This is a genomic window from Thermovenabulum sp., assembly GCF_049701175.1.
Lineage (GTDB): Bacteria > Bacillota > Thermosediminibacteria > Thermosediminibacterales > Thermosediminibacteraceae > Thermovenabulum.
The window spans coordinates 1-20,544 of the sequence record NZ_JBNATW010000021.1; the positions used below are offsets into that span (position 1 = coordinate 1).

The window sequence follows — 20,544 nt, forward strand, 5'->3', positions numbered from 1 at the left end:
TTGTTAGCATGTTTTTTAGCACCTCTTAGCTTTATGCATACTTAACAACATTCATCATTACCTGACTTAGTATTATACCGTTTTGCATTATCATCTCCAACTGTTGCTAACCTCCTATACCGTAACCTTTTCCACATAAGGCGAAGTCATCAGTCCAAGCATCGCACCGTAAGTCATTTTAAAGTCAACTACTGAGCCAACTTTTATTTCTTCCATCGAATCTGTAACATCTAAAATAAGATGATCGCTGCTTGCTCCCAATATCTTAATAGAATCATCAAGGGGTATTAGCCCTTCTATCCTGCAGTCCTGCTTACCCAAAGCAGCTATTGCCCTCTTCATTGAACCTTTATCTTCAAAGAAAGGTATATTTCCGAAAGCATCCCTTCCTATTTCTCCGATAGGTTTTGAAGGTTTTATTTTCACCTCTATTATTTGAGTTTTAAGTATAACAGTATCTTGGAAAGTCCCCGGAACTTTGCGAAAATTTGTAGAGTCAGCACCTAAAAGAATGGCTTCACCAACCCTCAGCTGATTAACACGAGTAGGTAATTCTCCATTTTCAACCAATTTTAGTGTAGCGGTGTTTCCTCCTGAAATTGTTTTTACCTCTATTCCATACCTTTTTTCAATATCCTTTGCTATTTCTACTAAAATCGAAGTATTTTCTATGGTAGGTAATACTCCCCCATAACATCCTACATTTGTCCCTATACCTTCAAACTCTATCCCAGGCATTTCAAGAATCTGACCTACAACCTTTAGTACATCTTCAGGCATTACACCTTCTCTTAAATCTCCCACATCCACCATTAGTATTACCTTATGTAACTTACCATAGGAAACTGCTCTTTTCGAAAGCAAATCTATTACTTCTATCTCAGAGTTAAAGCTACCATCCGCCCAGTTAACAACTTCATCTACTTCAGAGGGCATGGGGATTCTTATTAAGTATATTGGTAAATCAATCCCATACCCCTTCATATTTTTTATATTTTTTATTCGAGAATCTCCGAGTTTTTTTACTCCTCCTTCAATTATCGTCCTTACAACCGGCTCTATTGCACATACGCCTTTTGTAATCCCCATTACTTCAATTCCAAATCTTTCGCACAAATCCACGATGTAATTTGCATTTTCACGAATTAAAGATAAATTGATTTCCACCCTCGGATAAGTCAAAATATCACCTCCGAAATCAATTTATCCATAGTATTTTTCTAAATTCCTATACTGCAGCGCCTCAGCAATATGCCATTCTTTTATCCTTTCTTCACCTTCTAAATCAGCTATAGTGCGAGAAACTTTTAAAATCCTATTTAAAGCCCTTGCGCTTAATTTTAATTTTTCAAAAGCTTCCTTTAAGAGAAGTTTTTCAGTTCTTCCTATTTGGCAGAATTTATTTATTAGAGCTCCCCCTAATTCTGAATTGTAATATATTCCTAAATTTTTATATCTTTCTATCTGTATATTTCTTGCCCTTTCCACCCTTTTTTTAATTGTCAAAGAATTGGTTGACTTTGTATCTTCAAAATCGGAAAACTTTAACGGTGCTACTTCTATTTGTAAGTCAATTCTATCCAATAACGGCCCTTTTATTTTTCCAAGGTACTTTTGTATTTTTCCCGGATTGCATGAACATTCGTGAAAAGGGTCAAGGTAGTAACCGCAGGGACACGGATTCATAGCACCGATTAGCATAAATTTTGCAGGAAATATAATCTTTGCATTATTCCTTACTATAGAAACACTTCCATCTTCCATTGGCTGTCTTAAAAGTTCCAAAACTTCCCTTTCAAATTCCGGTATTTCATCTAAAAAAAGTACACCAAAATGTGAAAGGGTAACCTCACCCGGTTTTGGTATTCTCCCCCCACCTATCATTCCCACAGGAGTTATGCTGTGATGGGGTGCCCTAAAAGGCCTTTTTTTCATAAGAGATGAATTTTTAGGCAAGAGACCGGAAATACTATAGATTTTTGTAAGTTCCAATGATTCCTCTTGGGTGAGTTCAGGAAGTACCGTAGGGACCCTTCGAGCAATCATTGTTTTCCCCGTGCCAGGTGGCCCAATCATAATTAAGTTATGATGGCCTGCGGCCGCAATTTCTACAGCCCTTTTTACACCTTCCTGCCCTTTTACTTCAGAAAAATCCACATCGTAAATAGGCAAGTTTTCATTATTTTCTTTTATAATTTTATTTTCGATTTTTATTTCCCCATTTAAAAAATTTACCGCTTCCTTTAAGGTTATAACAGGGACTACTTCAATTCCTTCTATTACTTCTGCTTCTCTTTTATTCTCAAAAGGTAGTATAATACCCTTTAATCCTTCTTCTTTTGCTTTTATCACCATAGGTAATATTCCGTTTACCGGTCTTACAAAACCATCTAAAGAAAGTTCTCCAACCACTATGTAACCCGATAGAGCACCTTCCTTAATCTGCTTATTTGCAGAAAGGATGCCAAGTGCTATCGGAAGATCAAATTGAGGTCCTTCCTTTTTTATATCGGCAGGTGCAAGATTTACAGTAATTCTTCTTATAGGAAAATCAAAACCTTGATTTTTTACTGCCGCCCTTACTCTTTCCTTTGATTCTCTAATAGCAGTGTCAGGCAAACCCACAAGATCAAAAGCCGGAAGGCCGTTTGATAAATCCACTTCCACTTCAACTATAAAACTATCAATCCCATAAATTGTACAGCTTTTTAATTTTGATATCATAAACTCACCCGAAAATTAAAATGCGTTCTCTATGTGCAAAAGATCTAATATTCTCCCATTCCCCACTAAAAGATCTATTACATCAAATCTTATTGAATTAAAAATGGTCTTACTTTCCCCTAAAAAAACGATTGCGGTTTTTCTTATTTTTTGCTGTTTGAAAAAATCTACTGCTTCAAAACCCCTCCCAAAGCTTTCGGAAGTCCTTGCCTTGACTTCTACAAAAACAACATTGTTTTCTTCATCCTTTACAATTATATCTATCTCTCCGTACCTGCTTTTGTAATTGGTAGCTAAAATGGTATAATTCTTACTTTTTAAATATTTTTTTGCGTATTCTTCTCCTTTTTTGCCTAAAATTTTGTTATCCATTTCACCATTTCCTTTCATCGATTAGATAAAAAAATACAATTGGATAATATATTCAATAAAAAATGTGAAAATCCTTCTTGTAATAATATGAAATAGAATTTGCACTTGATCATAAATCTTTTTCTTATTTGAAAGGAAAAATTTTATTTTTGTCAAATATATAAATAATATAACAATTTTATATAATTTTTTATATTGTTTCACTTTTTAACAATTTTTTATTATCTTCATAATAATATAAAGCCTTGAAAATTTAAAAAGAAAAAATGAAAAGGAGAGGTGGCAGAAAATGAGGTTTGAAAAGATGATTTATGCTGTAGATTCTCATACGATGGGCGAGCCAACCCGAGTGGTCATTGGCGGTGTGCCAAATATTCCCGGGAAAACCATGGCTGAGAAAAAGGAGTATTTAGAAAAGAATATGGACCATATAAGAAGGGCATTAATGCACGAGCCCCGCGGCCATAGGGACATGTTCGGTTCAATTATTACAAGCCCTGTTAATCCTGAAGCAGATTTCGGAATAATTTTCATGGATGGCGGTGGCTACCTTAATATGTGTGGCCATGGTTCAATTGGTGCGGTAACTGTAGCTATCGAAACCGGCATGGTAAAACCGGTAGAGCCGGTAACTTACGTAAAACTGGATACCCCTGCAGGCCTTGTAGAAGCAAGGGCTGAAGTAGAAAACAATGTGGTAAAATCAGTAACTGTAAGGAATGTCCCTGCATTTCTTTATAAATCCGATGCTGAAATAGATGTACCGGGAATTGGTAAGATCAAGGCTGACATTTCCTTCGGCGGGAGCTTTTTTGCGATAGTAGATGCAAAACAGCTGAACATTAAAATCGTCCCTGAAAATGTTGATGAAATAATAAAAATAGGCATGGCAATAAAGAAAGCAGCTAATGAGCAAATAAAAGTCCAGCATCCGGAAAAGGAACACATAAGGAGCATTGACCTTGTAGAAATTTATGATGAAACCGATAACCCCAATGCAGATTTGAGAAATGTCGTCATTTTTGGTGATGGACAGGCAGATAGGTCACCCTGCGGAACTGGCACCAGTGCAAAGATGGCTACCCTTTTTGCAAAAGGAAAGCTTAATTTAAATCAACCCTTCTATTACGAAAGCATTATTGGGACAATTTTTAAAGGCGAGCTTGTAGCGGAGACAACTGTTGGGCCTTATAAAGCTGTTATACCTGAAATTACGGGGAACGCATTCATAACCGGTTTTAATCAGATGGTAATAGATCCTGAAGATCCCGTAAAATATGGATTTTTACTCGGCTCTTCAAACAGCGGAGAGTGCTGCAAAGCTATAAGAAGTTGAAGTTTTCAATAAGTTCGTTATCGGAGTAGTTTTTAAGGTACTTTATGTATTTGAGGGAAAGGGGTATATTAACTGGAAAGTTTGGCCTTCCGGTATCGTTGTATAACACCGAAAAGGATTTTTCATCGATGTTGCAGAACACGTATTTATAAAATATGAGTGCCCATGATTTTCAGTTGATGCTTTCAAATAAAGACTCCTGGAGGTGATCGTCGTTTTCTCTGAACAATTGTAACACTCTATTTGTTGTGATTTTTAGCTTTGCTCTTAATTTTACCATGACTCAAGAAATATTTGTACTAGCTGAAAATATTTGAGGTGTTTGTTTATTTAATTTTAAATCATATTTTAGATAAATATGGTTTGAATTTAAAAGGTAAAAAAAGGCAGCTGAAGAATTGGACATTAGTTTAAGAAGAACGTTATATTGATTAATAACATAAAAAGACGGTTCCTAAGACATTTTTTTATTTTAGGAAACCGTCTTTTTTTTTTATTTGTTCTTTTTATTGCTTTTATTCTATCCCTCCAACTGCCTCTTCAACCCGCTTTATCAATTCACCACTTTTTATAATCTCAACAAGAGTTTTTATATCATTACTCAACACCCTATCTTCTTCTATTTTAGGCACCAATTCTCTTACAAGATTATAAGCCACATTCGTGCCTTTGCCCAATCGTAAAAAAGTATTTTTTTCCCTTCTAAAATCCAAAGCCTGGACTGCACACAAAAGTTCAATAGCAAGAACATACGCTGTATTCTCTACTACTTTAAAGGCTTTTCTTGCAGCAATAGTGCCCATGCTTACGTGATCCTCTTGATTTGCCGAAGATGGTATTGAGTCAACGCTGGCAGGGAAGGAAAGAGTTTTGTTTTCCGAGACCAAAGAAGCTGCAGTATATTGGCATATCATAAGACCCGAATTTAACCCCCCATTTTTGGTCAAAAAAGCAGGCAACCCTTCATTAAGGTAAGGATTAATAAGTCTTTCTATTCGGCGTTCGGCTATATTTGCAAGTTCAGAAACTGCTATAGTAAGATAGTCCATATTTATTGCCACAGGTTCTCCATGAAAATTTCCACCTGATATCACCTTTTCTTCATCCGAAAAAATAAGGGGATTATCCGTCGCTGAATTTATTTCAATTTCTAATATATTTTTTATATGTAATATAGCATCCTTTACCGCTCCATGTACTTGAGGTATACACCTCAACACGTAAGCATCCTGAACCCTTTTTTCTCCCTGACGTGTAATTAGTTCACTTCCTTCTACTAATTTTCTCATATTCTTTGCAGTTGCTATTTGCCCCTTATAAGGCCTTACTAATTGTATTCTTTCATCAAAAGCATCAATTATACCGTTTAACGCTTCAAAGCTTAAAGCCCCGCAAATATCAGCAGCTTTAGATAACTTAATAGCTCCAGCAAGTGAAAGACATCCAACAGCCGTCATTACCTGCGTCCCGTTTATCAAAGCTAACCCTTCTTTTGCCTCCAACACTACAGGTTCAATACCTGCTTTTTTAAGAGCTTCTCTTCCAGGTAAAACCTGTCCTTTAAAGATTGCTTCTCCTTCTCCCATCATTACAAGAACCATATGAGCTAAAGGAACAAGATCACCACTTGCTCCAAGCGAACCTTGAGATGGTATAAGGGGTATTACTCCTTTATTTAACATTTCAATAATTGTATTTAATGTACTAAGTCTTATTCCCGAATATCCCTTTGCAAGAGCATTTGTTCTTAAAAGCATAATTGCTCTTACTACTTCTTCCGGAAAATATTCTCCTACTCCTGCCGAATGGCTTTTTATTAAATTTTTTTGCAACCTCTTAGTATCCTCGGATGAAATCATTACATTGCAAAATTTTCCAAAGCCGGTGGTCACACCGTATACCACATTACCTTTTTGTATTATTTTTTCTATATAATTCCTTGATTTTATTATCTTATCTATAGATTCGGGAGATAGTTCTACTTTTTCACCTTTAATTGCTACTTTTTCTACATCTTCTATTTTTAGGTTTTCTCCATTTATGTGCATACACAAATCCTCCTTTTACTTTGTCTTTTATACCCATGTTGCATATTTTATACCTTTCTTCCTTTCTTTACATTACATTTTTTGATTATTTGATTAATGCTTTAGCATTATAAAAACCCTTATAAATCCAAATAAGGGAAACCTTTTGGTTTCCCTTATTCTTAAAAAGATGTTGTAAATTTCTAAAATTTTTACTTAATCAAATAATAACAAAGAACCTTTTTTATAAATGCACGCTAAATCATCACCGCATCCTGGTCCGGATTTGATGCATTCCAACATGCTTTTTTCCGAACCGCTGTGCATAGAACCTTTTACGTTATTTATAATGTCGAATATCTTTTTTACTTCACTTTTATCGCCTTCTACTACCATAGTAGTCGCGCCTTCGGCCCCGCAAATACCACCCTTTCCTATAACCGTACACTTCACTTCTGCAAGTATCTCTATTGCAATCTGCTCAGTAATAAGCTTACCAATTATCGGTATAAGCCCAACCGCCATGCCAAAAGAAATATCGATTTTTTTACGTCCGCAAGCTTTTACTGCTGAACTGATGTCAATAGGTATCAGTTTTTCAAGCCCCGCTAAGATAAGTATTTGAACACCTTCTGCCATTAGGCCACCAAGTATTTTACCCGGATTTCCTCCAAGGGCACTTCCTGCCATTATAGCCGCATTACCATTTACATCTATCGCATTTGCACCTATAACAAAAACATCATCCCTTCCTAGTTTCAATACCTCTTCTTCTTCAAAATCATCTACATTTCTTACCTCTCCATTTTCAATTACTATGCTATGAGGAGCATCTAACTTTATATGCCTTGGGCCTTTTGTGCCGAGCGGGGAAACCCTCCCACATATTCCGAGCTCTATGCCTACAAGCTCTTCTGCAAACTTAGAAACAGTTGTGCCTCCTTTAAGAAATATCCTCCCAGATTTAAAAGCTTTTTTTACTTCCGGAAGGGATGCAGCAGCCTTAGCAATCACTGCTTTTGCCTCAGGCACTGTCAATGAAAACTGTAATATCAATCCGTTTTCCCCTCCAATATCTTCATTAGAAGTCTTCTAAATACAATGATTCAAAAGCGTACTTTTTGGAATTATACCATCCAGCACGATCCCTAATATCTACTAAAAACTCAGCATATTTTAGAGATGCTACAACAGGGTCTATTACGGGTACATTCAAGTAATCCTGTAGTTTTTCATAAAACCCATAGCTCATAGTACAACCTAAAATAATTACTTCTGCACCATCAACTTCCACAGCCTCTTTAGCTTTTTCTTTCATTTTTTCAAAAGTCAATTTTTCATCTTCATGTAAAGAATCTGGGGTAAAACCTAAGATTTTAAAGGATGCCAACTTATCCTTTAAGCCGTACTTTATAATATTTTCCATCATTTGAGGAACCCATTTTTGCCTTCCAACTAAAATAGAAAACCTATGTCCTAACGTTGCCGCAATTTGAACAGAAGATTCTGCTGGTGCTGTTACCACCATACGGTTCAAAATCTCCTTTGCCTCATACAAACCGGGATCATAAAAACAGCCTATTATTGCTGCATCATAACCATCTTTTTCTAAGGATTTTAATAAATCCAGTAATTCTGGCAAAATTATTGCACCATAATATCTATATTCCAAGTGTTTCGGCCCTTTTTTCAAACAAGTAAACTCTATCCTCGTATTTTCCCGTTTTACTTTTTCAAGATCTTTTATTAATTCAGGGCATGCTCCTTCAGGGCCTACTGGATCAATGTACATTATTTTATTCAGTTTAAACATTATTTTTCAAAATTTCCCCCTTTTCTATAACTATTTCCTCATCTAAATAAAGTGTTGGCATAGGAATTACAAAATCCTCATGCAAATCTGATTCATTATTACCCCCTATATGAGAACTATCCCCAATAGCAATATGAATTGTTCCTTTTATTTTTTCTGCTTCCAAAACGCTATCAGGTCTTTTTGCTTTAGGGTTTGTTCCTATACCAAGTTCTGCACAATTTCGCCTGTGCAAATATCTGTCGTCACCAAAACGGCAGAGGTTTCTCAATTCTTCCCCTACCTTCCCGCCACCATGGATTGAAACAACATATCCATTTTTAAAATCTAAAATCATATCCTCATTCAAATCAAAATACCATCCTGCAGGAACAACCAATCTTCCTGTAGCTGTACCTTCAACAGGTGCGATAAATGCTTCTCCCCCTGGCAAATTGCCCCATTCGCCTCTATTTGCAATTATCCCTGTATCAGCACCGCCATACCTACCTTCAATACTGAATTCTATGTCGGTACCATTATCTGTAACTACCCGAGCCCTCTTGGCTTTCGTCAAAAGATTAGCAAGCTGTTCGGTTTCCTTTTTTATAGCATAGTAATCTGCAGCTAATGCCCCATCTTCTTTTAACATTTCATACTCTAATCCTGGCATGCTTGCAATTCTTGCTCCAGCTTTACTTGCTTTCTCTCTGGCATTGGTATGTGACAGGGAATAGGTGTTTATCATTAATATAACATCATAATTTTTTAATTTCTCCGCTACTTCTTCTGGAGGTTCTACACCATTTTGCCCTAAGGAATCATAAACAATATAATCAACCCTATTTTCTATAAAATTTTCTCTAACTATATCATAAACCTTCCTTGCCATTAAGGATCTTGTAGCAAAATCGCATATTTTATTATATGGCAACTGCCATTCTTCGGGTTTAGGAATATCGCTAACTATCAATATTGATTCTTTATCTTTTAAATTCATATTTACCTTTAACATATTAATAACACTCAATTTTATATCATCCATATTAATAATCAACTCAATCATCTCCACACTAATTTTGTCTAAAACTATATATTATCAATACCCAGTTATCTTACTTTTATCAGGTTCCATGTAAAGACCGATTTTTGAGTGTTTCAGATTTAAATCCACCAACATTTCTGCTATTTTTAAAGCCGCAGCCATAGGCTCAACCACAGGAATACCAAGTTCCTTCTTTACCATCTCGGCAACAGGTGCCATTCCTGTACATCCAAGAACTATGACCTCTGCCCCTTTTGTCTCTACAAGCTCTTTTGCTGCATCTATTAAATACGAAGCCGTCTTTTTTAAATCCTTTTTTAATTCCAGCACCGGTATATCTATTCCTACAGCTGCTGCAAGTCGATCCTCTACTCCATATGTCCTTGCCTGCTGTTCTATCCACGGTCCAGAATTTCTAAAAGTAGATATGACAGCAAATTTATGGCCGAGTAATATAGCAAGAGCCATAGAAGCTTCTGCAGGCCCCACTATAGGTATTTCAGTAATTTCCCTTGCAGCATTTAAAGCAGGATCTGCAAAGCAGTTAATAACTATTGCATCGCATTTTGTCTTATACTCATCCACTATCCTCAATATATCAGGAAGAGCATAAGCCTCATCATAAAAGGTCTCAATAGATGCCGGCCCTTTCTTTATATTCACACATTCTACCTCAAAGTCAGGGCTTTTTATCCTGTCAATATATTCTTTTGCACTGCTGTTAAATTCCTCTGTTGTAATTGGGTTAATCACAAGGATCCTTTTCATAATGTTTCCCCCGTATTCAAATATTTCAAAACATAGTTTCTATTGGCCTATATTCTATATCAAATCCGAAGTATTTAGGTCCAAATACTTTTAGCCCTTCTTCTGTCCTCCATTCTTTTGGTGCAGGTAAGCCGATTACAGAAACCCTTAAGCCCGGTTCAAAATTTGGATTCGTCACCGGTTGTTTTGTATCGTCTGCTATCATACATATAAGATCGGGAACGGTCACATCAATCTTCCCGTCTCTCCACGATATTATGTTCTCGTTTTTGAACCATATCCTATAATCAGATCCATAAAATTCCCTGTCACCTTTTATGTAAGTATCCCCGATTGTAAACCCGTCTTTATCCTCCCACTTTAAATCCTTTATAATCCCTCTGAAAATTACATAGCCATTCCCAACCTTTGCGATTTCTTTTGCTAAATCTAAATTTTTCTCCTTTGCTTCTCTATAAGCCCTACCTATTTTCAAAGCATATGTAATAGCACCGGGAATAACTGCATTTCTCAATTCCTTAGCCGTAGCTAAATGGTCAGCAACCCCAACATGATTTTTACTTGCCACAGCCATCGCCCTAACCAGTGCCTCTGCTCTAAAGTCGTCCACCACATCTTTTACAATTACTGTATCTCCAAATTCATTAGCTACAGCCATCGGAGTTATTGGCAGTTTATTTATAAAAAAGGTAGAATGCTGCAGTTCTGGTACCGAACGCCCCGCCGGATCTGCATCAATTATATAAATACCCATCATTGCTGCAACATAAAAAGCTACCGCAGTGTTAGAACCACCTAATTCTGTGGATATTGCACCGTAAAACTTCTCCCCTCTATATTCCTCAAGTATCCTGAAAGCCCTTAATGCAGGCTCTTCATCAATTCTCGGCAAAGCTGCATATTTTGCCTCTTGGTCAGGTGTTATCGGCGATATTGAGCCACAATAGTAGGGGCAAGCTATTAATGCATCATCTGGTACTTCATTAAGATCAGCTAAAACGAATTCCTTTCCGGCCTCAAGCGCTCTATCAATAAGAGAAATACCCTTTTCCAGTTTTCCACCTCCCCCTGTCCCTAGTATGGTGCAACCGTAAAGTATATCATATAGATCTTGTCTTGTAAGTTTTTGCATAAAGCTCTTTCCCCCTTTTAATTAATATCCCTTAATTTTGTCAAGTAAAGGATAAGCATATAATCCTGCTCTGCTGTGAGAAAGATTTAATTCAATAACCTTTTCCAATAATTTAATAGCGGCAGCAGCAGGTTCTATAACAGGAACATTTATTTTACCCTTCACCTCCTTATATAATGATAGCATACCTGTGCATCCCAAAATCACCACTTCTGCATGTTTATCTTGTACAGCCTTTTTTGCTGCTTCAACTATCCTATTTACAGTTTTATCTTTGTCTTTTTCCAGATCGCTCACAGAAGTATCTATAAATTCTACTGATGCCAACCTCTTTGATAGCCCTAAAACCTTAACCTTCATTTCAAACATGGGAATAACATTCTTCTTAACAGAAACAATAGAAAATTTATGCCCGAGCAATGTTGCTGTCATCAATGCACTTTCGCCAGGGCCTGCTATTGGTATATCACAGATTTCCCTTGCCGCATATATCCCAGGGTCAGCGAAACAGTTAATCATTATACCATCAAATAAATCTTTTTTTTCTTTTATAATTTGAAGGATACCAGGTACTGCAAAATTTTCATCATAAAATGATTCAATAGAAGTCGGCCCTTTCTCTATGTTTACCAATTCTAATACAGTATCTTTTGAAACCACCTTTTTAAGGTAATCTTTATCTGTTTCATTCCATTCATCTGTCGCAACTGGATTTATAACTAGAACCTTCTTTGTCATTTTCAATCACCACCTGCTTTTTTAATTAGTTCGTACAATTTTTTCATCTGGGCTTGGAAATGCCTTTTTGCTTTGACAAGTTTTTATTTCTATTAAATCTTCGCATAATTTTAATGCAGCAACTCCCGGCTCTATAACAGGAATACCCAAACTCTTGGATATACTTTCACTTATACCCAACATGCTGCCACAGCCCAAGATCAAAACATCAGCATTATCGTTTTCAATAGCAATTTTAGAAACCTTTAAGGCCATCTCTTCCAATTTTCCTATATCGCTTAATTCTAGTACATCCATCTCAACAGCCCTTATTGAAGCACATTTTTCGTAAAATCCATACATCTTTAAGAGGTCTTCAGTTGTGCCAATCCCTCTTTTAGTTGTTGTTATTATCGAAAATTTTCTGCCAAGCAACATAGCAAGACTCACTGCAGCCTCCATTAGCCCTACTACTGGAATATTTAGTTTTTCTTTGGCAGCTCTTACCGCAGGGTCATTAAAACAGTAGATTATGACCCCATCGTAATTTTCTTCTTGCGCTTTTTCTGCTTCTTTAATTGTAGGCAGTTCTGACCAAATCTCATCATATTCTTGTTCTATTGCTTCTGCACCACTATCTAAATTTTTAATACCTATTATCGTATCTCTATCTTTATAGGTTTCATATACTTGGCGAATAGATTCATTCCACAAAGAAGTCGCTACCGGCACTACTACCTTTATTTTTTTCATGATCTATACACCCAGCTTTCTTACCATCTCAATTAATTCGGGATGGACGACTTTACCATTGTCTAAAATCTTCACATCATCAAGCCATACTGTAGAATTCAAACAGATTCCGTCGCAGTGGGATTTTGCCTTTATCCCTTCTGGTGGAGCGTCTATTGGACTTAAATACCCGAGACCCCATTCTGTACAACCCCATACTCTTTCGTCTTCTAAGACATTTCCGGTAAGTTTTGCACCAGGATTAAACCCGTAGCATATATGAGCTAACCTAAACATATTTGGATCATCAAAGCTTTCCAGCCATGCCTTAAACTCAATAGCCTGTTCTCCACCTTTTATATCGACCACTCGTCCTTTTTCAACCTTCAGCACAACGGGTTGTTTCAAGTGACCACATGGTGGCGAAAGAGTCCCGTCAAATACAAGGGTCCCGTTTATGGTCTCAAACCTGGGTATCCAGCATATTTGACCTGCCAGCATATGCATACCAGGTTCAGACGCGTCGCCATCATCACAAGTGAATTTATAATTAGGCTCATTATCAAATTCCAAATCTGTCCCTGCTGGTGTTTTAATTTTTACGTGCTTTGCTTTTGCCGTCAGGTCGGTAACTTTATGCAGGAATTCTGAAAGCAATAACCTATCTACTCTCCCTATAACCCTGACCATCATATCTGCATTCATGCCTACGAGGCAAAGGTACCTCAGCTTCTTGTTTTTTTCCATTGCAATTTCAAAAGGAGTTGAATAAAGCAGCCATTGATTATTAAACTCTACCCACGCATCTGCTTCACAAAGAGCTGCCGTAAGTGCTTCTACAGGCAGCATTGGGTCAGCAGCTTTACCTACACCTCTTGGGGAAGCAAGCCATATAACCATTGGTTTCGCATCCAGTGCAAAAGCTGCTGCTGCAGCTGCATTAACTACGTGCTCATCAGATTCAGTATCTGCAGTTATAACAATAGTTTCACCGGGTTTTAATTTAAACATATCTTTCATCAAAATGTTTGCAGATTTAGCAAGTTCATACTCATAAAGTTTTGTCATATTAAACCCTCCTCAAAACTTTTTTCAATTGGTACATAATCCACATCAAATCCAAAAAACCGCGGATTTAATATGGATAAACCTTTTTCTGTTCTCCATATTTCGGGAGCTTTAAATCCTAATACAGAAACATTCATATCTTTTTTACAATAAGGATTCGTTACAGGATAGCCGGTATCCGTTTCAACAACGCAAATCAAGTCCGGTGCAGTTACAAATACTTCTTCATCAAGCCAGCATATGATATTTTCATTTTTGAACCAAATTCTCATCGAATGTCCCCTATATTTCTCAACACCTTCAATTTCTATTGTCCCATATGTAAAACCGCCTTCTATTTTCCACTCCGTATCCTTTTTTACCTTGCCGTCAAACAGGTGAAAACCATCCCCCGCAGCAATAATCTCATTTATTGGATTTTTTCCCTTTTCTAATGCTGTCCTCTGAGCTTTACCCACTTCTCTTGCATAGGAAAGGGCGTTTGGTATTACAGACTTTTTTAAATCCTTTCCCTTACATGGATGGTCAGTCATTCCTATCATTCCACCACTCACGACAGCAAGAGCCCTTACAAGGTCCTCGGCTCTGAAATCATCAGCAACCTTTTCAAATACCGCAACATCGCCAATCTTATTAGCTACTGCAAGGGGATATATGGGCATTCCTGTAACATAGAAGGTTGAAAACTGCAGATCTGGTACTGCTCTACCTGCTCCATCTGCATCAACTATAAACTTTTTTAACCTTGCTCCAGTGGACATAGCTACAGCTGTATTCATACCACCATATTCAATTGATACAACCCCTGATACTTCTTTTCCCATATACCTTTCTAGAGCTTGAACAGCTAAAACTGTTTCAAGTTCCTCAATTTTTTCATATTTAGCAAAACTATCATCTTCTTTTTTTGGTCCTATAGCTCCACAGAAATAAGGACTTGTAAACACAGCGTCATCGTCAATTTCGTCTAATGAAACAAGCCTGTATTCAAGGTTGCTTTTAAAATCCTCTTCGGCAAGCTTTAACCCTTTTTGAAGGTCCCCACCTCCTCCCGTGCTCAATATTGTGCATCCGACTAAGATATCTCTAACATCTTCAAAAGTTAACTTTTCCATTTTCCTCACCTCATAATTTTTTATTTTTCTATTAAAAAGCACGAGGCTTCATGCTCGTCATCAAGCATAACCAAAGGAGGTTCTTTTTCTTTGCATATTTTTGTTGCTACCGGGCATCTTGTATGAAAACGACATCCCGATGGCGGATTAATAGCACTCGGCACATTTCCCTCTAATGTCATAATTGAGTCTATTCCTTCTCTTTCTGGGTCAGGAATAGCCATAAACAAAGCCTTAGTATAAGGATGAGCAGGATTTGAAAAAACCTTATCAGCTGGGCCGTATTCAACAATCTTCCCTAAATACATAACTGCTATTTTATCCGCCATATAATTTACTACACTCAGGTCATGAGAAATCAAAATATATGTAAGTTTCATTTTTTCCTTAAGGTCTTTTAACAGCATCAGTATCTGAGCCTGTGAAAGCACGTCTATTGCTGATGTGGGTTCATCCAAAACTACAAGCTTCGGCCTTAAAGCTAAAGCCCTTGCAATAGCTATCCTCTGCCTTTCCCCACCGCTGAATTCATGCGGATACTTATATACCCCTTCCTTTGGAAGACCTACCAGTTCTAACAGTTCTTCAACTTTTGCAACTAACTCTCCAGCACTTAATTTCATATGAACGCTCAAAGGTTCTCCTATTATATCCCTAATAAGAAGCCTGGGATTCAAAGACCAAAAAGGGTCTTGAAATACAATCTGTATGTATTTTCGTGTTTCTCTCAATTCTCTTGGCTTCATTTTATATAAATCTTTTCCATCAAATATGACCTGCCCCGATGTCGGTTCTTCTAAATTTAAAATAACGTTTACCAGCGTTGTCTTCCCACATCCAGATTCTCCAACAAGACCCAATACTTCCCCCTGCTCCAACTTTAAAGAGACCCCGTCAACGGCTTTTACCCAAGCTACAGGTTTTGAAAAAAATCCCGCTTTTACAGGAAAGTATTTCTTCAGTTTTTTCACTTCTAAAAGCGGCTCTCCCATATATTGCACTCCTTTCAATTCACCTTATAGCACGCTACACAGTGAGTTCCTTCTATGTTTTTTAAATCTGGAATGCCGTTGCAGCAGGTCTCGTCTCTTTTTAAGCATCTTTCAAAATACGGACACCCACTACTACCCTGCAATTTTTCGCTTTTAACCAAAATCCTGCTTACATCTATTTTTTCTTCTTTATTCTTAGGTATAGCTTTTAATAAGGTTAGTGTATAAGGATGTCTCGGATTTTTAATTACCTCCCTAACTGTACCCATCTCTACAATCCTGCCTCTATAAAAAATCCCTACTCTATTACATATTGCAGATACCAGCCCGAGATTGTTTGCTATAAAAAGCACAGTAACTTTCAGTTCTTTCTTCAATTCATCTATAAGTTTAAGGATGCCAGCTTGTATGGTTACATCTAAATTCCTTGTAGGTTCATCAGCTATCAAGAATTCCGCACCACATGAAAGCGCAATTGCTATAATTATTCTCTGCCTCTGCCCACCACTAAGCTCATGGGGATATTTTTTTAATATATTTTTTGCATCCGGTAATTTTACAAGTTCAATCATGTTTAGTGCCTTTTTTTCTGCTTGTTTGCGGCTAATTTTCTCGTTATTGCAGATTACCCTTATTATCTGGTCTCCTACTGTAAACACCGGGTTTAATGTCGACATAGGATCCTGAAAAATCATTGAAATCTTTTTTCCTCGTATTTTTATCATTTCTTCCTCTTTCTTTTTAAGGAGATTTTCACCTTGAAAAATTATTTCCCCTGATTCTATAACTCCGGGAGGTATAGGTAATAAACCAAGTATAGTAAGGGCAAAAACACTTTTGCCTGAACCGCTCTCTCCAACAAGCCCGAAGGTTTCTCCTTTATAAATATTAAGTGCTTCGAGGTCAAGGACTTTTTTTATTCCTTCAAAAGTTCTAAAATTCACTCTTAAATTTTTTACAGCGAAATAATTGTCCATAAAATCCACTCCTCAATACTTCCTGGTTTTAGGATCTAATACTTCTCTTAGCCCATCCCCTAATAGGTTAAATGCTAAAACCGTAATAAATATGGCAATACCAGGGAAAAAGCTATACCACCATGCATTCAAAAAATAGTTTCGACTTGTACTTACCATTAAACCCCATTCGGGAGTTGGAGGCTGAGCGCCCAATCCTAAAAAGCTCAATGAAGCCGCTGTCAATATGACTCCCCCCAGGTCCATTGAAGCCTGAACTATTACCGGTGCAATACAATTAGGTAAAATATGCTGGAATATAATCCTAAAGTGAGGTGTTCCTATAGCTTTTGCTGCCTTTACAAATTGTCGCTCTCTTATAGATACTGCCTGCCCTCTTATAAGTCTTGTATACCAAGGCCACCAAGAAATAGCTATTGCCAGCATTGCATTGTGAAGACTCGGCCCTAAAAATGCTGCTATTGCTATTGCAAGTAAAAGCGGAGGGAAACTCAAGAAAATATCGGTTATTCTCATAATAATTTCGTCCACATAGCCTCCTGTAGCTCCCGCTATAGCTCCTAACGGAATCCCTATTAAAAGAGCTAAACCAACAGCTATCAAGGCTGTCTGAAGTGAAATTCTCGTACCATATAGTACGCGACTAAAAATATCTCTACCAAGTTCATCTGTTCCAAAGAAGTATTTTGCCGAACGCGGTAAAAGTTTATCTTTCGGATTTGCCATACCGGCTACATGGGAAGGATAAGGAACTATATACGGAGCAAAAATAGCAATGACTATCAGTAATAGAATAGTAATCATGGCTAACCTTGTTAATTTATTTTTATTTAAAAGGTATAAGGATAATTTCCATTCCCTCAATCGTGGTTTTAATACTTCTGGTGCAAAAATTCCTCTTAGCATATATACCACCTTCCTATATCCGAACACGTGGATCGAGGGCTATTATAATATCGGCAATCAAGTTTAAAATAACATAGGAACAGGCAGAAAATATCGTCACTCCTATTATCGCCGGGTAGTCTAAACTTACAACGGCAGTAGCTACATAGTTTCCTATTCCAGGCCAACTAAAAATAGACTCTACCAAAAAGGTGTTTACTAAAGTATATCCTATTGAAAGGGTTACTACAGTTACCGTAGGACCTAAAGAATTTTTGAGAGCATAAGACCATAAAACCATTCGTTCCGGCAATCCATATGCCCTAGCTGCTCTTATATAATCTTCGTTCAAAATTTCCAAAAGAGCTGAACGGGTCATTCTTGCCACAAGACCTATTGGATACATTGCTATGGTTATACCAGGAAGAATAAGGTGAATTATTGCGTCCTTAAAAACCACAAAATTACCTGTAATCAAACTGTCAAAAGTTATAAAACCGGTGATCTTAGGTATATCGTACATAAGTCTTACATTCATGCTTAATTGATCTCCCATAGGAAGTATTCCTAGCCATCTATAGAAAACAAGTTGTAAAAAAATACCTACCCAGAAAGTCGGAAGAGATACAGCTCCTACAGAGAAAAACCTGCATATATGATCTATCAACTGGTCTTTTCTCTTTGCCGAAATAACCCCAAGGGGAAGGCCAATAAAAACCGCTGCTATTGTTGAAATAAGCACAAGTTCTAAAGTAGCAGGTATATATGTTTTTAATTCATTCAATACTGGTTGGTGAGTTTTCAAAGAATAACCTAAATTTCCTTTAATCAAATTCTGTAAATACCTTCCAAACTGAACATAAAGAGGTTTATCAAGTCCTAATTCTGCCCGAGCCGCTTTTATTTGTTCGGCCGTTGCTCTTTGTCCAACCCATTGGGCAGCAGGATCGGATGGTATAATTCTGGTTATAACAAAAGTAATAAGTACAACACCAAACAAAACTACAATTCCGAGTAACAATCTCCTCAGGATAAAAGCCTTCAAATACTTCATCCCCCTGAAATTTTTTTTACAAAGCAGGGACTAAAAAACCAGCCCCTGCCATTTCTATTTAAATTTAAATTAAATCAATCTTCTCTATAAATTTCATAGAAAAATATTACATTCGGATATGCAGGATTATCCTTATATCCTTTTATTGATTTATTGTAAATCCTTACATACTGTTTATCATATATAAATACTGCTGGAGCCTCTTCAATCAGTATTTCTTGTGCCTTTATAAAAGTTTCCTCTGCTTTCTTTATATCAATTCCGCTCTGCCTTGCCCCTTCATCTATTAACCTATCAAATTCTTCATTCTCCCAGTAAGCAAGGTTAAAAAGAATCTCATCCTGTTTGTGGAACATGTTGTAAAGAAATGAATATGGGCTTGCAATGTCCGGCCACCAATAAAACATGAATATATCTTGCCGTTTGTTAGGATCCTTATCTCTTGCCATTTCCCACTGAGATTCCCACGGCATTCCTCTGATTTCCAAATCAATATTAAGTTTTGAAAGTTCTGCTTTATAAAGTTCTGCAGTTTTCTTTTCCGCTTCATCCCCTGCTGTATAAGTTAAAAGCAGTTTAAATCCGCCATTTGGATAGCCTGCTTGTTTTAACAATTCCTTTGCCTTTTCAATATCGTACTTATACTGGAACAGGTTTTCCCCATGCCCCCAAAGCCCATAGGGGACAGCGCCTTTTGCCTGTCTTGCATAACCACCTGCAGCATATTTAACTACGTCCTCATAAGGGAAAGCATAGGAAAGCGCCTGTCTTACAAGTTTATTATCAAGAGGTTTTTTGTCTGTATTAAACAGCATTAATAAATTTTCAAAGGATGGGCCTGTTTCGATGACAATGTTTGGATTATTCTTCAATGCCTCCAAATCCTCATAAGGTAGATCTTTTGTAATATCAAGTTCCCCTTTTTCTAACATTTGACGGCGAGTAGCAGTTTCGGGAATTTTCTTTATGACTACTTTGTCAAAATGCTTGCCATTCCATCCTCCCCAATAATCATCAAACTTTGTTAGAACAATCTCCTGCCCCAATATAAAGCTTTCAAGTTTATAGGGACCTGTCCCAGCCTCATTGCCCTGTGTAAACCATCCTTCCGGATGCGATTTTACAGCTGTTGGCGACATTATAAATGCAGCATACGGAGATGCAACTATCAAATCAAGAGGAGCCGGATACTTTAACTTAAACTCAACAGTATAATCATCTTTTACATTTATTTCTTTAACCGGTTCCCATATATAAGAAGCACCTTTCCCCATTTTTATTGTTCTTTCAATAGAGAATTTGACAGCTTCCGCATTTAGGTCAGTACCATCATGAAATTTAACACCTTTCCTTATATGGAATACCCACGTCAACCCATCTTCGCTTTTAGTGTAATCCGTAGCAAGTACTGGTATAAATTTCCTTTCAAACGGGTCGTACCTTAGTAAAGTTTCATAAATATTGTTTAAAGGTACAATACCGTTAGAAAATTCTACACTAGGATCTAAATCTGTAAAAGGCGTGCTGGTCCATGCAAAGAAAACTATTTGTTTTGGTGCGTTTGCCCCTTTTTGATTAGAAGAATTTGCGTTTTGGCTTCCACAACTTGTGAGTATTAAAGAAACTGTTAAAAGAACAACAAGCCACAAAAATTGTTTTTTAGATATAAAAATTTTTTTCAGAACAATCCCTCCCATTAATTTTTTTAATAAATTTAATAAAAATGTAAAAAATATTTGAATATATAAACTCTTTTTCACCTCCTTATTTTTCTAACAAAGATCTTTGTATTGTATTTATCAAATAAA

At 36.9% G+C, this 20,544-nt stretch carries 19 protein-coding genes; 1 reads left to right on the top strand and 18 read right to left on the bottom strand.

Annotated features, from left to right (window positions below):
• Positions 1–114: 114 nt before the first annotated feature.
• From ACPLVF_RS08145 to ACPLVF_RS08155, 3 genes are read right to left on the bottom strand one after another with little or no spacing between them, the layout of a single operon-like run.
• Positions 115–1,182 (bottom strand): alanine/ornithine racemase family PLP-dependent enzyme, encoded by a 1,068-nt coding sequence (locus tag ACPLVF_RS08145; protein WP_424907334.1) that lies wholly within the window; start codon positions 1,180–1,182, stop codon positions 115–117.
• Positions 1,183–1,203: 21 nt separating this feature from the next.
• Positions 1,204–2,724, bottom strand: coding sequence for a YifB family Mg chelatase-like AAA ATPase (locus ACPLVF_RS08150; RefSeq protein WP_424907335.1), 1,521 nt, complete (start codon positions 2,722–2,724; stop codon positions 1,204–1,206).
• A gap of 15 nt (positions 2,725–2,739) precedes the next feature.
• Positions 2,740–3,096 carry a YraN family protein gene (locus ACPLVF_RS08155; protein ID WP_424907336.1) on the bottom strand — a complete coding sequence of 119 codons (357 nt, stop codon included), beginning with the start codon at positions 3,094–3,096 and terminating at the stop codon, positions 2,740–2,742.
• A gap of 289 nt (positions 3,097–3,385) precedes the next feature.
• Here ACPLVF_RS08155 and ACPLVF_RS08160 point away from each other — a divergent pair, with 289 nt between their 5' ends.
• Entirely contained in the window at positions 3,386–4,432 is a 1,047-nt protein-coding gene (locus ACPLVF_RS08160) for a proline racemase (protein ID WP_424907337.1), read from the top strand.
• A 515-nt stretch (positions 4,433–4,947) separates the two neighbouring features.
• On the opposite strand, the gene hutH is transcribed toward ACPLVF_RS08160, so the two are convergent.
• From hutH to ACPLVF_RS08235, 15 genes are all read right to left on the bottom strand, one after another.
• Entirely contained in the window at positions 4,948–6,480 is a 1,533-nt protein-coding gene (hutH, locus tag ACPLVF_RS08165) for a histidine ammonia-lyase (RefSeq protein ID WP_424907338.1), read from the bottom strand.
• A gap of 195 nt (positions 6,481–6,675) precedes the next feature.
• Complete coding sequence (locus tag ACPLVF_RS08170) at positions 6,676–7,515, bottom strand: hypothetical protein (RefSeq protein WP_424907339.1); 840 nt, start codon at positions 7,513–7,515, stop codon at positions 6,676–6,678.
• A gap of 25 nt (positions 7,516–7,540) precedes the next feature.
• Positions 7,541–8,272 (bottom strand): aspartate/glutamate racemase family protein, encoded by a 732-nt coding sequence (locus ACPLVF_RS08175; RefSeq protein ID WP_424907340.1) that lies wholly within the window; start codon positions 8,270–8,272, stop codon positions 7,541–7,543.
• On the bottom strand, positions 8,265–9,308 hold the full coding sequence (locus tag ACPLVF_RS08180; RefSeq protein ID WP_424907341.1) for an aminopeptidase: 1,044 nt from the start codon (positions 9,306–9,308) through the stop codon (positions 8,265–8,267). The genes ACPLVF_RS08175 and ACPLVF_RS08180 overlap by 8 nt, the downstream gene beginning before the upstream one ends.
• A gap of 42 nt (positions 9,309–9,350) precedes the next feature.
• Positions 9,351–10,064: an aspartate/glutamate racemase family protein gene (locus tag ACPLVF_RS08185; protein ID WP_424907342.1), complete on the bottom strand. Its 714-nt coding sequence runs from the start codon at positions 10,062–10,064 to the stop codon at positions 9,351–9,353.
• 25 nt (positions 10,065–10,089) lie between these two features.
• Positions 10,090–11,196, bottom strand: a complete 1,107-nt coding sequence (locus ACPLVF_RS08190; RefSeq protein ID WP_424907343.1) for a DUF917 domain-containing protein — start codon at positions 11,194–11,196, stop codon at positions 10,090–10,092.
• Between the two features lie 21 nt (positions 11,197–11,217).
• Positions 11,218–11,934: an aspartate/glutamate racemase family protein gene (locus ACPLVF_RS08195; protein ID WP_424907344.1), complete on the bottom strand. Its 717-nt coding sequence runs from the start codon at positions 11,932–11,934 to the stop codon at positions 11,218–11,220.
• 21 nt (positions 11,935–11,955) lie between these two features.
• Positions 11,956–12,666 carry an aspartate/glutamate racemase family protein gene (locus ACPLVF_RS08200; protein WP_424907345.1) on the bottom strand — a complete coding sequence of 237 codons (711 nt, stop codon included), beginning with the start codon at positions 12,664–12,666 and terminating at the stop codon, positions 11,956–11,958.
• Positions 12,667–12,669: 3 nt separating this feature from the next.
• Positions 12,670–13,713: an aminopeptidase gene (locus tag ACPLVF_RS08205; RefSeq protein ID WP_424907346.1), complete on the bottom strand. Its 1,044-nt coding sequence runs from the start codon at positions 13,711–13,713 to the stop codon at positions 12,670–12,672.
• Complete coding sequence (locus tag ACPLVF_RS08210) at positions 13,710–14,828, bottom strand: DUF917 domain-containing protein (protein WP_424907347.1); 1,119 nt, start codon at positions 14,826–14,828, stop codon at positions 13,710–13,712. Before ACPLVF_RS08210 ends, ACPLVF_RS08205 begins: the two co-directional genes overlap by 4 nt.
• Before the next feature lie 20 nt (positions 14,829–14,848).
• On the bottom strand, positions 14,849–15,820 hold the full coding sequence (locus tag ACPLVF_RS08215; RefSeq protein ID WP_424907348.1) for an ABC transporter ATP-binding protein: 972 nt from the start codon (positions 15,818–15,820) through the stop codon (positions 14,849–14,851).
• Between the two features lie 14 nt (positions 15,821–15,834).
• Positions 15,835–16,797 (bottom strand): ABC transporter ATP-binding protein, encoded by a 963-nt coding sequence (locus ACPLVF_RS08220; protein ID WP_424907349.1) that lies wholly within the window; start codon positions 16,795–16,797, stop codon positions 15,835–15,837.
• 12 nt (positions 16,798–16,809) lie between these two features.
• Positions 16,810–17,703 (bottom strand): nickel transporter permease, encoded by an 894-nt coding sequence (nikC, locus tag ACPLVF_RS08225; protein ID WP_424907350.1) that lies wholly within the window; start codon positions 17,701–17,703, stop codon positions 16,810–16,812.
• Between the two features lie 13 nt (positions 17,704–17,716).
• Positions 17,717–18,727 carry an ABC transporter permease gene (locus ACPLVF_RS08230; RefSeq protein WP_424907351.1) on the bottom strand — a complete coding sequence of 337 codons (1,011 nt, stop codon included), beginning with the start codon at positions 18,725–18,727 and terminating at the stop codon, positions 17,717–17,719.
• Positions 18,728–18,810: 83 nt separating this feature from the next.
• Entirely contained in the window at positions 18,811–20,385 is a 1,575-nt protein-coding gene (locus tag ACPLVF_RS08235; protein WP_424907352.1) for an ABC transporter substrate-binding protein, read from the bottom strand.
• Positions 20,386–20,544: the final 159 nt, after the last annotated feature.

What these genes read in the sequence shown, in the direction of transcription:
- ACPLVF_RS08185 (WP_424907342.1), bottom strand. Translation starts at nt 10,064, where the DNA reads ATGAAAAGGATCCTTGTGATTAACCCAATTACAACAGAGGAATTTAAC.
- hutH (WP_424907338.1), bottom strand. Translation starts at nt 6,480, where the DNA reads ATGCACATAAATGGAGAAAACCTAAAAATAGAAGATGTAGAAAAAGTA.
- ACPLVF_RS08205 (WP_424907346.1), bottom strand. Translation starts at nt 13,713, where the DNA reads ATGACAAAACTTTATGAGTATGAACTTGCTAAATCTGCAAACATTTTG.
- ACPLVF_RS08210 (WP_424907347.1), bottom strand. Translation starts at nt 14,828, where the DNA reads ATGGAAAAGTTAACTTTTGAAGATGTTAGAGATATCTTAGTCGGATGC.
- ACPLVF_RS08155 (WP_424907336.1), bottom strand. Translation starts at nt 3,096, where the DNA reads ATGGATAACAAAATTTTAGGCAAAAAAGGAGAAGAATACGCAAAAAAA.
- ACPLVF_RS08160 (WP_424907337.1), top strand. Translation starts at nt 3,386, where the DNA reads ATGAGGTTTGAAAAGATGATTTATGCTGTAGATTCTCATACGATGGGC.
- ACPLVF_RS08190 (WP_424907343.1), bottom strand. Translation starts at nt 11,196, where the DNA reads ATGCAAAAACTTACAAGACAAGATCTATATGATATACTTTACGGTTGC.
- ACPLVF_RS08150 (WP_424907335.1), bottom strand. Translation starts at nt 2,724, where the DNA reads ATGATATCAAAATTAAAAAGCTGTACAATTTATGGGATTGATAGTTTT.
- ACPLVF_RS08175 (WP_424907340.1), bottom strand. Translation starts at nt 8,272, where the DNA reads ATGTTTAAACTGAATAAAATAATGTACATTGATCCAGTAGGCCCTGAA.
- ACPLVF_RS08215 (WP_424907348.1), bottom strand. Translation starts at nt 15,820, where the DNA reads ATGGGAGAGCCGCTTTTAGAAGTGAAAAAACTGAAGAAATACTTTCCT.
- ACPLVF_RS08220 (WP_424907349.1), bottom strand. Translation starts at nt 16,797, where the DNA reads ATGGACAATTATTTCGCTGTAAAAAATTTAAGAGTGAATTTTAGAACT.
- ACPLVF_RS08200 (WP_424907345.1), bottom strand. Translation starts at nt 12,666, where the DNA reads ATGAAAAAAATAAAGGTAGTAGTGCCGGTAGCGACTTCTTTGTGGAAT.
- nikC (WP_424907350.1), bottom strand. Translation starts at nt 17,703, where the DNA reads ATGCTAAGAGGAATTTTTGCACCAGAAGTATTAAAACCACGATTGAGG.
- ACPLVF_RS08195 (WP_424907344.1), bottom strand. Translation starts at nt 11,934, where the DNA reads ATGACAAAGAAGGTTCTAGTTATAAATCCAGTTGCGACAGATGAATGG.